Raw genomic sequence first — 14,656 nt, 5'->3', positions numbered from 1 at the left:
CCCTATGAGGTGAATTCCATTGAGTACATCAATCAAAGAAGAAAAAGAAACGGCCAGCTTGCTAGAATCAACACAGGTTGTTATCAAGGAGGCGCTCGGTAAGCTTGGCTACTCCGAAGAAGTGTTCGAGCTTTTGAAGGAGCCTCTTCGTATGCTGACCGTTCGCATCCCGATTAAAATGGATGACAATACGACGAAGATATTCACGGGATATCGGGCCCAGCATAATGATGCAGTCGGACCGACAAAGGGCGGCATCCGTTTCCATCCCGAAGTCGATGAAGAAGAAGTGAAGGCACTATCCATGTGGATGAGCTTGAAATGCGGCATCGTGAATCTTCCATACGGCGGGGGGAAAGGCGGCATCATCTGTGATCCGCGCCAAATGTCGATAGGTGAATTGGAAAGGCTTAGCCGCGGATATGTCCGCGCGATCAGCCAGATCGTCGGGCCGACGAAAGATATCCCGGCCCCGGATGTTTATACAAATTCACAAATCATGGCATGGATGATGGATGAATACAGTAGAATAAGAGAACACGATTCTCCTGGGTTCATTACCGGCAAGCCTCTTGTCCTTGGTGGTTCGCAAGGCAGGGAAAAGGCTACAGCACAGGGTGTCACGATCTGCATTGAAGAAGCGGCCAAACGGAAGGGCATTGAATTGAAGGGTGCTCGCATCATCGTACAAGGATTCGGGAACGCAGGAAGCTTCTTAGCCAAGTTCATGCATGATGCAGGAGCGAAGGTAATTGGCATTTCAGACGCATACGGTGCTTTATATAATCCGGAGGGACTGGACATCAATTACCTACTTGACCAAAGGGATAGCTTTGGAACGGTTACGACCCTATTCGAAAACAAAATCACCAATCAAGAGCTTCTTGAACAAGATTGTGATATTTTAGTTCCGGCGGCCATTTCCAACCAGATCACCAAGGAAAATGCACATCTTATCAAAGCCCAAATCGTCGTGGAGGCAGCAAATGGACCGACCACTTTGGAGGCAACCAAGATCTTGACGGAACGCAATGTGCTTCTTGTTCCGGATGTATTGGCAAGTTCCGGCGGCGTGACGGTTTCTTACTTTGAATGGGTACAAAATAATCAGGGGTACTATTGGGAAGATGAAGAAGTCCAAAGAAAATTAAAAGAGCTATTGGTCAGCTCATTCAACCAAGTGTATGAGATGTCCGAAACAAGAAGAGTGAACATGAGGCTGGCGGCATACATGGTGGGAGTCAGGAAAATGGCAGAAGCCTCGATATTCCGCGGCTGGGTTTAAGCTTTAGCCAAATAATGAAGAGTGGAGGAGTGATTCCGTGCTAAAACCGATTCATTCAATTGAATGTGCTCAAAACGGGACCGTCGAACAGGTTTACGTTCAAAAGGATTCCTACGTTTACGAATGGGAGAGGCTCTTTCTAGTGAAGACGGAAGATGGAAAGTTGATCGATGTGTCAATAGGTGCGAGTGGCCACATTACGGAAATCAATGTCACGGCAGGGGATCCTATAAATAGAAAGCTACCTTTAGCTTTACTCCAAGACGATTTTGTTATAACTGGTTCTGATTGATGTTGAACATGAGGGTGTTTCAAAAGCGGGGGCGATTCTGCTTTTGGGATGCCCTTTTTAGTTGTTTAGATAATAGTGAAAAAGCTTTAGCAGACATCGATTCTTTCTCGGGATCGAAGGCATATACCTATTTCTCCATTCATAGACTGTTAGGGGCATGCATTTTGGTGGAAGGAGATTAGGTGTTTGATTCATGATCGTTTGAATTTCCCCTCTCATTTATGGGAATTTATACCCACAAATGGTAAGAGTATGTTAAAATCTATACGAGATAAAAAAAAGGGCCATATTACTGTTATTTCAGTGATTTTGCCATTTAAAAAAGGGGAGTTCAATTAAAGGATGAGAATATCCGAGTTAAAAAAGAAAGGTCTTGCAGCGTTAAAAGGCAAGTGGGGAATAGCCGTTTCGCTGATGCTGCTTTTATTCTTGATCCATGTCGTTTTCCCTTTCATTGTCGAAGTAATCGGAAGCGGAGGCTTTGTACAGTGGTTCGAACAGGAAGAAACGCCATTATGGTCGGATATCTTCGGAACGATCCTGTCTATCGTCCTGATACCGCTGACTATAGCGACCACTTGGTTTTACTTGGATCTAGTCAGGAAGGAAAGCCCTGAAATCACCGAGGTATTCGCTATCTATAAAGATGGAAAAACCTCGATTAAGCTGATTGGCGGGTCGATATTACAAGCTATTTTCATATGCTTATGGTCATTATTATTAATCATTCCGGGCATCATCAAAAGCATCGCCTATTCCCAACTGTTTTTCTTATTGAAGGACCATCCGCAATATACCATACTGGAGGCCATTACAGAGAGCAGAAAAAGGATGAATGGATTGAAATGGAAGTACTTCCTTATGAACCTGAGTTTCATAGGCTGGGGATTCCTTTGCATCTTTACGCTGGGGATTGGGTTATTATGGCTGATTCCTTATATCGGGACAACGCTGGCAGCGTTTTATAACGAGTTAATCGTCCCTCAGGAAGACGAGCAGCAAGTAGAAATATAAAGGGCTATGACCGATGGCGAAATCGCCATCGGCTTTTTTGTTTGCCGATTTCCAAGGATTTAGCGGCAGCATGCATCGGTTCATGAAAGAAAAAGTTGCGTTTCACGCTGCATCTCTCTCAAAAAAGATAAACTGTCATTTCAAGTGATGTATAATGGAATAGTGAGTTTGCCATTTAGGGGGATTACATAGTGAGTAGTTATAATATTGCGGATATCATATTTCAATTGTTTTTCCTTGCCTTTCTCATCTTGATCATCGTCGGCGCCATATCCTTATTCCGTTCCGTCAAGCAGCGTAAAACCAGGCTCGATATCCTGGAAAAGAAATTGGATGATCTGCATCAACAGCTAAGAAAGAGTGCGGATTGACGGCTTGATGCTGCGGCGGTCAACCTCTAGACAAACTCCATATGTCGGGTTTGTCTTTTTTTATTGGCATATTTCATTTCACTTTGCGTGAACTTCAGGATGATTAAATAGCCAGAAGTATAAGAACTTTTGTACCTCAACCGTCCGTTCCACTTCATAAAGCTCCCCCTATGTAGAGGCGGTCCGTGGGTCTCATCGGCGCTTGCGCCTGCGGTGTCTCACGCAGACACGGATTTCCTAAGCGGCAGTGTCGCCCCTTCCCTTCCATGCCACTCAAATTCCCTTCACTGCAGGGCTCGCACATCCAAAGGCGGTCTGCCATTTCCTTGCACCATCCAGGTCACTTCCTTGCACATATGTTCAGCATGAAGCTCGAACTTCTTTTCCTTATTGTTCATCCGCTGCTTCCGGCGTTATTCATGACAAAGAAAACGGTTTGTGGCTATTTCAAAATAATTTTAATCTGAAGGTCGCTGGAGAGGGGAGGGGAATGTTACAGGTTGGGCGCATCCTTTAAAGAGACATAAAGAAAGGTAAAAAGAAAGGAAAATGTAAAAAATAAGCAATTTTACATGGTGATGGCGGGAGGTTGCAAGGCAGGAGTTAGTCTGGATGATGCATGGTTTGTGACCTTGTTTTCCCTTATACTGGAATGGATGAAGAGGTAAGGGACCCGTTTATGGTCCATCAGGAATGCTCGATACTATAACAACTCCATGAAGAAAGCGAATGTGGAACATTCCAGCCTTTTATTAGGTATCTTTAAGAAGTGGGAGGAGTCGGTATGATGAAAGAAATTATTGCAGTAAAGGAAATTACTCAGTTTAAAACTAGAGCGGAGGAATTCAGTCCGTATGCTTGGTGCAAAGAGAAGCTGGAAAATGACCCTGTGAGCTATCATGAAGGAACCAATACGTGGAATGTTTTTAAATATGAGCATGTTAAGCTTGTGTTAAGTGATTATAAGCATTTTTCGAGTGAGAGGCAGCGCACGACAATCTCCGTTGGGGCCGACAGCAAGGAAGGCTCGGTGCCGGATAAAATCAGGCTTACTGAAGTCGACCCGCCTGATCATCGAAAACGCCGTTCGCTGTTGGCTGCCGCCTTTACACCACGAAGTCTCAAAAACTGGGAACCTCGGATTCAAGAAATTGCAGATGAATTGATGGAGCAAATGGAAGGAGAAACGGAAATCGATATCGTCTCCTCATTGGCAAGTCCGCTCCCGATCATTGTCATGTCCGATTTGATGGGTGTCCCCTCGAAGGACCGCCTATTGTTCAAAGAATGGGTGGATATCTTATTTCTGCCTTACGATCAAGCAACGCAAAATGAAGTGAATGAAAAGAAGATAGTCGCCGCAAGAGAATATTATGAGTATTTATATCCCATCGTTGTCCAAAAACGGTTGAGCCCGGCGGATGATATCATCTCCGACCTTCTGCAGGCGGAAGTCGATGGTGAAATGTTTACCGATGATGAAGTGGTGCGCACCACCATGGTGATTTTGGGGGCAGGGGTAGAGACGACGAGTCATTTACTGGCCAATAGCTTTTATTCGCTGCTGTATGATGACGATACGGTCTACCAGGAACTGCATGAAAACTTGGACCTGGTCCCGCAAGCGGTTGAGGAAATGCTTCGCTACCGCTTCAATTTAACTAAGTTGGATCGGATGGTATCGGCAGATAATGAGTTATTGGGTGTAAAGCTGAAAAAGGGCGATACCGTGGTAGCCTGGATGAGCGCTGCAAATTTGGATGAAGAGATGTTTGAGGATGCATTCACGCTGAATATCCACCGTCCCAATAATAAGAAGCATCTCGCTTTTGGAAACGGGCCGCATTTCTGCTTAGGAGCTCCGTTAGCCCGCCTGGAAGCAAAAATTGCACTTACTGGATTTTTGAAGAAGTTCAAGAAAATTGAACCGGCAGCAGCTTTCCGATTGGAGGATCATCTCACCGACTCAGCGACCGGACAGACGCTGACGTCTCTGCCGCTTCAGGTGCACCGTTCCTTTTCATAGCCGAAAAAACCTTATGCATGGACTTGCATAAGGTTTTTTTTTGCTGTGATGCGCAATGTGTTAGCTTTAATTTTAGGTGAAAGGCTGCTGAACGGATGTAATTCATAAATCTACAGTACCCTTAAGTTGAGGTGTCTGTGATGGATGGAGTAGTATGAAAAGAAGCGGGTTTTATGCTTGCGCCCAGATTGGCGAGAAGCGAGCTTCGAAAAGTGAAAGGATGTTAGTATGAAATTAAAGCTGCAATTGACGATTGCCTTTATCGTGAGTGTGTTTGCCTTACTGGGATTCAGCTTCATGGCCATTGCCGTAAGTGCCAATGATTACTTGGAATTTGACAGATCGGTGATCTCTTTTGTCCAAGGATGGGAGTCGCCGGGACTGACAAGTATCTTGAAGGTCTTTACATACATAGGGTCCACGGGATCGATGATCGTTCTAGTCTTATTCATTTTGGTTTTTTTGTATAAGGTATTGAAGCATCGTTTGGAGTTGGTCTTGTTCATCGCCGTCATGGCGGGATCCCCCATCCTCAATGCGTTGGTTAAGCTTTGCTTCCAACGGGCAAGGCCGGAGCTGCATCGCCTCATTGAAATTGGGGGCTACAGCTTTCCAAGTGGGCATGCCATGAATGCCATGTCATTATACGGAATCCTGACTTTCTTGCTGTGGCGGCACATTAAGGGTAAATGGGGAAGGATTCTCTTGATCGTGGTGAGCACATTGATGATCCTCACGATCGGGATAAGTCGGATATACTTGGGAGTCCATTATCCAAGTGATATAATAGCGGGTTATTTGGCAGGCGGTTTTTGGATTGCGATTTCGATTTGGTTCTTCCAAAGATATCAAGACCGCCGGAAGGACAAAGGCGAGTAAATAAGAAAAAATATAGCTGGATAAGCAAATGGCGGAAGTTAGGGGGCGTTAGAAATGGAAAACTGGATTACGAATTTCATGAATGATTTTGGTTATATAGGCATCTTTCTCTTGATCGCATTGGAAAATATTTTCCCGCCGATCCCATCGGAGGTCATTCTGACGTTTGGCGGTTTCATGACCACGACAGCGAATATGACGATCCTTGGCGTCGTGATTGCTTCGACCCTAGGGTCAGTGGCAGGAGCGGTCATCCTTTATTGGATCGGTTCCATTCTAGATGTGAAAATCATCGAAAGGTTCGTCGAAAGGTGGGGGCATATTCTACGCTTGACGGTACCTGACGTCCATAAGGCGAATGCTTGGTTTGAAAAGTACGGTGCATGGACCGTATTCTTCTGCAGGCTCGTTCCGTTGATCAGGAGCTTGATCTCGCTGCCAGCAGGCATGTCACATATGAACTTTTGGCTGTTCCTGCTCTATACAACATCAGGGACGTTGATTTGGAACATCATTTTAGTGAATATCGGGGCGGCAGTAGGAGCTTCGTGGGAAGATATCGTGGGATATATGGACATCTACTCCAACATCGTTTATGCCATATTAGCATTGCTGGTCATCTCTTTCGTTGTCTGGATTTTCAGAAGAAACAAAGGCAATGTGGAATGATCCAAGCGTATAGTTGATTGTATATACCAATTTAGAAGGACTTTCGTAAAGGACATTTTTAAAAAAACTAGCAACTTGAAGGGGATGCTGTCTGTATTTTTTACAGGCGGCATTTTTTATTATTCCCTGTCCTCGATCCTTTTTACTTCGCGTTTCACACCTTTTCATTCCTCATGAGTATAACTAATTCCTATCCATTTCCTATAGTCTTGACGATTTGTACCTCGACCGTTCCATTCCGCTGCAGGCACACGTTTCATTCCACTCTACAATGAAACGCCAATATAATTCTGTTAACCAACCGAAATGTTAGTCTGAAGGAAATGGAGATTCCATCTTTGTTCTCACGCACAGGGCCAAATTCTCTAAAAGGGCATCCAGTATGCCGACTCGTTTTCACCGATTCAATCTGATTGATAGGAGCTGAGGAAGAAGGAGGAACACAGAATAAAGGGTATACCCTTTGGACAAAATGAGTGAAACGAAAAAGGAATGAGGGTCGGTGCGATGGTTTCTTTTTTCAAACAAAAAAGACAAGGAAAGCAGCAAGATCGGAAAAAGGAAGAGGAAAAGCAGTCGAAAACAACAGATTATATTGAAAGCTCGCTTTCTGACAATATGGAAATCGTAAAGCGGAAAACGGGTAACAGTCCTGATATCATCTTCAGAACGGTGAAAATCAGTCAAAATCCTGAAATAAATACCACCATTGTGTATGTCCAAGGTCTCATCGATAATCCTAGCGTTACGGATTTCTTAATCGAATCAATGATGAAGAATCCCCATCTGTCAGAGAAAATCCTTCCGCAAAAGGCATTGGATATCATCTCCGAGGATGTCGTTTCACTCGGTGGTGTAGAGACCGTCAATGACTGGGAAAAACTATTTTTGATGCTGTTATCGGGAGATAGCATCATATTCGTTGATGGAATAAACAAAGCGCTAGTTGCCAGTACGAAAGGGGGAGATCGGCGCTCCATCCAAGAGCCAAGCACCCATTTGACCGTCAGGGGATCGCGGGAGGGCTTTACCGAATCGATTGAAACGAATATCGCCATGCTCCGCCGCATCATCAACACGCCTGATTTATGGATCGAATCGATGAAAATTGGCACGGTGACCAAAACGGATGTTTCGATCATGTACATAAATGGTATCGCCAAAAAAGAAATCATCGAAGAGATCAAGAAGCGCTTACAGCGCATCAACATCGATAGCATTCTTGAATCGGGTTATATTGAACAATTGATAGAAGATCAGGTCATGACCCCCTTTCCCACCATGAATCACACCGAAAGGCCGGATATGGTCGCGGGGAACCTGCTGGAAGGAAGAATCGCCGTATTCGTTAACGGGACCCCATTCGTCCTTCTTGCGCCTGCCCTATTCGTACAATTTTTCCAATCTGTCGAAGATTACTATAATCGCTTCGATATTGCATCAGCCACACGTTTTTTACGGATCATCGTCTTTATCATTTCAATCGTGGGACCGGCCCTCTATGTGGCAGCCACGACATTCCATCAGGAAATGATTCCGACGAAATTGCTCGTCATCGTTGCGGCGCAAAGGGAAACGGTGCCATTGCCCGCCGTGATTGAAGCCCTTCTCATGGAGATCACCTTTGAAATCCTCAGGGAAGCGAGCCTCCGGATGCCAAAGGCCGTCGGCGGGACCATGTCGATCGTCGGTGCCCTGGTCATCGGGCAGGCAGCCGTACAGGCCGGGATCGTATCTCCGGCCATGGTCATCATCGTCTCGATCACGGCGATTGCCAGCTTTGCAACCCCTTCTTATTCCATAGCGATTTCTGCCCGGTTGGTGCGTTTTGCTTTTATCATTTGTGCCGGCGTTATCGGATTCTATGGCATGATCTTAGCTTTTATCGTCCTTGTGGTCCACTTATGCAGCCTGCGTTCATTCGGTGTCCCGTATATGTCACCGCTTGCACCATTGAACCCGCAAGGATTGGGTGATACCTTCTTCAGAAGGCCGATGTGGGCGTTCAAGGAAAGGCCCAAGCTCATAAGCTCCAAAGGCAACTTGAAACGGGAAGGCGAAAATCAAAGACCGCTGCCTCCCGAGTCGCGTGGAATGAAAACATCTGACGGGAGAAAAGGTGATGGAAATGAATCATAAAAAACTCGTTCTGCTCTTGATGTTAATCGGAACCACATTCACCACTGGCTGTTGGGATAAAACCGAATTGAACGAGATGTCGATCGTCTCTGCCGTCGGAATCGATAAAAATAAAGACGGAAAGCTAGTGGGGACGTTTCAGATCATTAATCCGGTCAATGTGGCGGGGTCACTCCAGGGAGGAGGGGGAACCAACCCCCCGATATCCATCTATAGGGCCACTGGGGATAATGTGCTTCAATTGGACAGTATCGCTTCAGCCAAAATATCGCGTGACATGTATTTTGCCCATGCTAACCTTGTCGTCATAGGTGAGGATGTTGCAAAGGATATAGGGATCAATTCGATATTGGATGCCTTCGAGCGCTCCCCGGAATTTCGGGCCACCACGAGGCTCGTCATCGCCCGTGGCGTAAAAGCGAAGGATCTCGTCGAAACGCTGACGGCAATCGATAAGGTATCGGCTGAAAAAGTCATCAAAACGATCGAGTCGACCGAAAAGCAACAGGGCGGAAGCATTAGCATCAATTTGCAAGAGGTGATCAAGAATCTTGTCAGCTCCGGTAAAGAGCCGTTGATCAGCGGCTTTACAGTGAGGGGGGATACCGGTAAAGAGAATAAGATGGAGAATACCCAATCCTCCAGTATTGCTGCTAATCCGAATGCTGTCGGGATAGGTGTTTTTAAGGATGGCAAATTGATCGATTGGCTGGATGGCAAACAGGCAGTCGGAACGATGTGGGTGCTGGACAGGATCGTGAATACGAATGTGACCATCGATTGGGGCGGCAAAAAAGGCGCAGTCACCTATCAGGTGCTGCGCCAAAAAACCAATATCAAGCCAAGAATGAAAAACGGCAAACCTAAGATGTATATTACGGTCCGTGCAGAAGGAGATATCCGGGAAGTGAATGTTCCGCTTGATCTTGCGAGTCCGCACGAACTAATAGACATCGAAAAGGAGCTGGCAAAAAATTTAAAGAAGGAAATGGAGGAAGCGATTGCAATCGCCCAAAACAATAAATCCGACGTATTCGGATTTGGGGAATTGATTCATGAATCCCATCCGGAATACTGGAAGAAGCATGAAAAGGATTGGGATGATGTGACTTTTCCTAAGCTGGAAACAGAGGTTAAGGTCGAGACATTTATTCGTCGGTCTGGATTACGGAACAAGCCGTTTCTTTCGGATATCAAAAAGGGCGACCAATAATGGAAAGGAAGTGGCACCCACATGGAAAAGGCAAAAATCAGCGGCTACCAGCTGTTCGTCCTTATTTTCTTGTTTGAAATGGGAAGTGCACTTTTGGTTCCTCTTGCAGGTGAAGCCAAACAAGGTGCCTGGCTGGTCATTCTCATTGCGACGATCGGCGGCATTTTACTGTTTTTCGTTTATTATGGTCTATTTCGCTACTACCCAAATCAGATCTTGACTGAATTTATAAGAAGCATATTGGGCAATTTTTTCGGAAAGATCGTGGCTTTTCTTTATATCCTTTATTTCATGTATCTTGCGGCAAGAGTATTGAGGGACTTCGGAGAGACCCTGCTTACCTTTGCCTATCCGCACGTTCCATTGTTTTTCGCCAACGCAGCCTTCATGTTAGTTGTGATCTATACCGTCCGAAAAGGAGTGGAGGTACTGGCAAGGACGGGGGAACTATTCTTCGTCCTGGAAAATGTGCTATTCATGACCTTCATCCTTCTGATAATCGTTTCGGGCATGATCCACATGAACAATCTTAAACCCGTGCTTGAAATAAATGCTGTCGAGATGGGGAAGATGGCCTTCACCAAAACGATTTTCTTTCCGTTTGGGGAACTCATTGTCTTTTTAATGATTTTTCCTTATTTGAACGAGCCTCAGCGACTGAAGAAAATCGCTATTGCCGGCTTGGCAACAAGCGGCATATTCCTTTCTTTCACAATGGCCATGAATATTGCGGTGCTTGGAGTCGATCTTACGTTACGCTCCCAATATCCGCTGCTGACCCTGATTCAATCCATCGAGGTAGCTGGATTTTTGGAACGGCTCGATGTGTATTTTCTGTTGAAGCTGATGATTGGCGGCTTCATCAAAATTACCGTTTTCACCTATGTGGCAGTAATGGGAACGGCCAATGTATTCAATGTGAAACAATCATCGCGGCTGGCCTATCCGGTCGGCATCGTCATATTGCTAGTATCGATCGTGATAGCAAGCAGCTATTCCGAACATATCCATGAAGGTCTGGGAGCCGTGCCGATGTTCATCCATCTCCCTTTCCAGGTGATCATTCCGCTGCTGCTCCTGATCATCGCTTTTTTCAAAAACCGGAAAAAAACAAGCAAGCACCAGCGCCATAATACGGACCTAAAAGGTGGAGTTGATAAATGAAGTTCTTTGGTATTACGATATTGTTGCTGGTCCCCTTAGTGCTTTTTTCGTTGGGCATGGATATTCTGTTAGGATTCGATTTGGATAATTCCATCAAGCATGCCTTCAACCCATTTTTGGTGAAGGATCGTGCGGAACTGATTCTGTTCATGTTCCTGCTTATCATCTTATTTTTCAGCTTCATTTATCGCAAAAAAGATAAGGATAACAAATCGAAAGGACAGCAATGAATGCGTTCAAAGCCTATTATTGCATGATAGATGAACTCGAATTCAAATCTTGGTTTGAATGAGGGTTTGTCTTTTTGCCTTTTTCCCACCTCGTTCATCATTTTCATAGTATGATGATCAAATGGGCTTGTTTTTTTCCGTCATAAAAAACCTCAGCAGGGAGGTCTATTAGTTGGATATCAAATTGAATCAAAAAATGATAAAAGATATGTGCGGGACAGTCTCCTTCAAAAGAGGAGAAGCCTTCCAGCGTACGAATAAAGTGACATTTACCAGCTATCGCCGTGATGGCTGTGAAGCGATTGTCGATGGTAAGGAAATTTTTCATGTTTCGATTGCAGCGGATGCTGCCGGCAGCATTAAAGCGGAATGCACCTGCCCTACGCTCGCTTCCTTCCAAAAGGATTGCCAGCATATTGCAGCTGTCCTGCTGTCAGTTTACGAACATCAGCGCCATGGAACAGTCCTCAAAGGGATGGAAGCAGACGATCATAAGCTGTCCGAGGGATTGCTGACGCTTTTCGATCATCAGCCTGCAAGGAAAAGCGGGCATCAGCTACACTTCGAAAACCGGAAAATGCTTGAAGCCGGGTTTACGCTGAAGCCAATATCGATGGGCAACAGGGAATACATGCTAGGATTGGAGCTGGAAATAAGCAAGCTTCATGTTGCCGATATCCGGGAATTCCTGAAGCGATTACAAGAGGGTGAACCTGTCCTTCTGTCTCCGTCATTGACGTATGACCCTGGGCTTCATTGCTTTCAGCGCGAAACGGATGCAGTGCTGCAGCAGCTCATTACCGTGATATCGGATGAAAAAATCCATATGGACGCCCTAGCGGATCAATCAGAATACAAAATGGACAATCGCTCATTGCTGCTGCCTCCATCTTCCTTTGCCAGGCTCATTCCGCTCCTTGTCAGTGCGCCGTTGGTGAAACTGGCATATGGGGGGCATACGTTTCATGACTTGCTATTTTCAGGGAAATCGCTTCCTTTGCATTTTACTTTTAACGAAAGCGAGGGTGAAGGATTTCAACTGGATATGAAAGGACTCAGTGAGATGATCGTCATGAATGCATATAAGACGGTTTTATTCGATGGCAGCCTGGTCCGGCTTGAACCGGAGGATTGCCAACGCCTTGCTGACCTGAAGCGAATGGTTGAAGATTCAGGCACGGATCGGATCCCCATCCACCCGGATCAACTGGAATTATTCCTCGACAAGGTCGTGCCGGGCTTGAAAAAGCTCGGTGAAGTCCAGATTGCAAGGTCCATCAGTGAGCGTTTTTTGACGGCCCCGCTTGTGGCAAAGCTATACTTGGATCGAGTGAAGAACAGGCTGCTTGCCGGATTGGAATTCCACTATGAAAATAATGTGATCAACCCTTTGGATGAAACGAAAATACCTTCTATGCTCATCAGAGATGTGAAACAGGAGGCGGAGATACTGACGCTTATGGAGGAGGGCCGTTTCGCCAAAACGGACGGTGGTTATTACCTTCAAAATGAAGCATTGGAATATGAGTTTTTGTACCATATTGTCCCGAAACTCCAAAAGGTTGTCCAAATCTATGCCACGACAGCGATAAGAAATCGGATTTCCCGGGGGAATTCGGCACCGCGCATCAGGGTGAAAATCAAGAAGGAACGGACGGATTGGCTGGAATTCAAATTTGAAATGGACGCGATCCCCGATAAGCAAATACGGGAGGTTTTGGCAGCGCTTGAAGAAAAGCGGAAGTATTACCGTTTAAGGAATGGATCGCTGCTTTCCCTTGAAACGAGGGAATTCGAGGAAATCCAACGTTTTCTGAAGGCACTTCCGAATCAGGATCAAGACCTTGAAAGCAGTTTAAACATGCCAATTATAAAAGGGCTTCAGCTCATGGATTACGTGAACGGCAGCGATACATTCACGGTCGAGGAATCATTCCGTAATTTCCTGGAAAGCATCAACAATCCGAGTGGATTGGAATTCGCCGTGCCAAAGAGCCTGGAGCATATATTGCGCGAGTATCAAAAACACGGCTACAAATGGATGAAATCCCTTGCCAGATATGGATTCGGAGGAATTCTTGCAGATGATATGGGACTCGGGAAAACCCTGCAAAGCATTGCGTTCATCGTCTCGGAGCTGCCCGATATTCGTAAGGGAAAGCTCCCGGCCCTCATTGTATGCCCCTCCTCCTTAACCTACAATTGGCTGGCTGAATTCACTAAGTTCGCTCCTGATTTACAGGCTGCCGTCGTCGATGGCAGCAAGATCGAGCGAACGAAGCTATTGCGGAAGGCGCTGGACCTGGATGTAGTGATCACCTCTTATCCGCTGCTGCGAAGGGATATTTCATGGTATGGAAAACAGCCGTTTCATACGGTGTTCTTTGATGAAGCTCAGGCATTCAAAAACCCCGTGACCCAAACGGCACGGGCAGTGAAGAGGATAGAGGCCGGACATCGCTTCGCGTTGACGGGCACGCCGATCGAGAATTCACTTGACGAGCTCTGGTCCATATTCCATGTCGTTTTTCCAGAGCTGTTCATGGGGTTAAAGGAGTATAGCAACCTCTCAAGAAAGAAAATTTCCCGGAGGATCCAGCCGTTTTTGCTGCGAAGAATGAAAGAGGATGTACTGGGCGAGCTGCCGGAAAAAATCGAGTCGCTCGAATCGATGGAATTGCTGCCAGAGCAAAAGAAACTATACGGTGCCTATCTGGCGAAGCTTAAAGCTGACACGCTTAAGCATCTCGACAAGGATACCTTCCGCAAAAACAGGATCAGGATCCTTGCTGGCCTGACCAGGCTGCGGCAGATTTGCTGTCACCCCGCCTTATTTGTCGACGGGTATACAGGCAGCTCAGCCAAATATGAACAGCTGCAGCAAATCATCAAGGAATCGCAGCTTTCCGGAAGGCGAGTGCTGATTTTTTCGCAATTCACCAAAATGCTTCAACTAATCGGCAGGGATTTAGCTGGGCAGGGACATGATTATTTCTATTTGGACGGGCAAACACCATCAAAGGAACGAGTGGATGTCTGTGATCGGTTCAACTCCGGAGAACGGGACATTTTCCTCATTTCACTGAAAGCTGGAGGCACGGGGCTCAATCTGACGGGTGCCGATACGGTCATTTTATATGACCTTTGGTGGAATCCAGCCGTTGAAGAGCAGGCGGCTGACCGTGCCCACCGAATGGGGCAGAAAAACGTGGTCCAGGTCATTAAACTCGTGGCCCGGGGCACCATCGAGGAAAAAATGAATGAGCTCCAAGAGAAGAAGAGACATCTGATTGAGGAAATCATCGACCCTGGTGGAAAGTCATCCTCCGTACTTACAGAAGAGGATATTAAGGAAATTTTGATGATCTAAGAAG

At 45.9% G+C, this 14,656-nt stretch carries 13 protein-coding genes; 12 read left to right on the top strand and 1 reads right to left on the bottom strand.

All coding sequences use genetic code 11. The features are described 5' to 3' along the window. Nucleotides 1-19: 19 nt before the first annotated feature. From QNI08_RS02385 to QNI08_RS02370, 4 genes are all read left to right on the top strand, one after another. Nucleotides 20-1,285: a Glu/Leu/Phe/Val family dehydrogenase gene (locus tag QNI08_RS02385; protein WP_285765812.1), complete on the top strand. Its 1,266-nt coding sequence runs from the start codon at nt 20-22 to the stop codon at nt 1,283-1,285. Nucleotides 1,286-1,322: 37 nt separating this feature from the next. Continuing rightward, nucleotides 1,323-1,577, top strand: a complete 255-nt coding sequence (locus QNI08_RS02380) for a biotin/lipoyl attachment domain-containing protein (RefSeq protein WP_285765811.1) — start codon at nt 1,323-1,325, stop codon at nt 1,575-1,577. A gap of 342 nt (nt 1,578-1,919) precedes the next feature. Next, a complete protein-coding gene (locus tag QNI08_RS02375; RefSeq protein WP_285765810.1) occupies nt 1,920-2,591 on the top strand; it encodes a DUF975 family protein in 672 nt (223 codons plus the stop codon). Nucleotides 2,592-2,782: 191 nt separating this feature from the next. Beyond that, the gene (locus QNI08_RS02370) at nt 2,783-2,962 is read left to right on the top strand and encodes a DUF4083 domain-containing protein (RefSeq protein WP_285765809.1); all 180 of its coding nucleotides are present in this window, start codon (nt 2,783-2,785) and stop codon (nt 2,960-2,962) included. Between the two features lie 26 nt (nt 2,963-2,988). Here QNI08_RS02370 and QNI08_RS02365 read toward each other — a convergent pair whose 3' ends face one another. Then, nucleotides 2,989-3,120 carry a hypothetical protein gene (locus tag QNI08_RS02365; RefSeq protein WP_285765808.1) on the bottom strand — a complete coding sequence of 44 codons (132 nt, stop codon included), beginning with the start codon at nt 3,118-3,120 and terminating at the stop codon, nt 2,989-2,991. Between the two features lie 626 nt (nt 3,121-3,746). Here QNI08_RS02365 and QNI08_RS02360 point away from each other — a divergent pair. From QNI08_RS02360 to QNI08_RS02325, 8 genes are all read left to right on the top strand, one after another. After that, nucleotides 3,747-4,988 carry a cytochrome P450 gene (locus tag QNI08_RS02360; RefSeq protein ID WP_285765807.1) on the top strand — a complete coding sequence of 414 codons (1,242 nt, stop codon included), beginning with the start codon at nt 3,747-3,749 and terminating at the stop codon, nt 4,986-4,988. 228 nt (nt 4,989-5,216) lie between these two features. Beyond that, complete coding sequence (locus QNI08_RS02355) at nt 5,217-5,867, top strand: phosphatase PAP2 family protein (protein ID WP_285765806.1); 651 nt, start codon at nt 5,217-5,219, stop codon at nt 5,865-5,867. Between the two features lie 54 nt (nt 5,868-5,921). Then, complete coding sequence (locus tag QNI08_RS02350) at nt 5,922-6,536, top strand: DedA family protein (RefSeq protein ID WP_285765805.1); 615 nt, start codon at nt 5,922-5,924, stop codon at nt 6,534-6,536. 507 nt (nt 6,537-7,043) lie between these two features. Further along, nucleotides 7,044-8,675 carry a spore germination protein gene (locus QNI08_RS02345; RefSeq protein WP_285765804.1) on the top strand — a complete coding sequence of 544 codons (1,632 nt, stop codon included), beginning with the start codon at nt 7,044-7,046 and terminating at the stop codon, nt 8,673-8,675. Then, entirely contained in the window at nt 8,659-9,888 is a 1,230-nt protein-coding gene (locus tag QNI08_RS02340) for a Ger(x)C family spore germination protein (protein ID WP_285765803.1), read from the top strand. The genes QNI08_RS02345 and QNI08_RS02340 overlap by 17 nt, the downstream gene beginning before the upstream one ends. Nucleotides 9,889-9,909: 21 nt before the next feature. Next, nucleotides 9,910-11,052, top strand: a complete 1,143-nt coding sequence (locus QNI08_RS02335; RefSeq protein ID WP_285765802.1) for a GerAB/ArcD/ProY family transporter — start codon at nt 9,910-9,912, stop codon at nt 11,050-11,052. Beyond that, nucleotides 11,049-11,282, top strand: coding sequence for a YczF family membrane protein (locus QNI08_RS02330; RefSeq protein WP_285765801.1), 234 nt, complete (start codon nt 11,049-11,051; stop codon nt 11,280-11,282). Before QNI08_RS02335 ends, QNI08_RS02330 begins: the two co-directional genes overlap by 4 nt. 172 nt (nt 11,283-11,454) lie before the next feature. After that, the gene (locus QNI08_RS02325; RefSeq protein ID WP_285765800.1) at nt 11,455-14,652 is read left to right on the top strand and encodes a DEAD/DEAH box helicase; all 3,198 of its coding nucleotides are present in this window, start codon (nt 11,455-11,457) and stop codon (nt 14,650-14,652) included. The last annotated feature ends 4 nt before the right edge of the window (nt 14,653-14,656 follow it).

This window comes from Peribacillus folii, from assembly GCF_030271255.1.
Taxonomy (GTDB): Bacteria; Bacillota; Bacilli; order Bacillales; family DSM-1321; genus Peribacillus.
The sequence above is the reverse complement of the archived record's forward strand: the minus strand, read 5'-3'. Positions and strand labels throughout refer to the sequence as shown.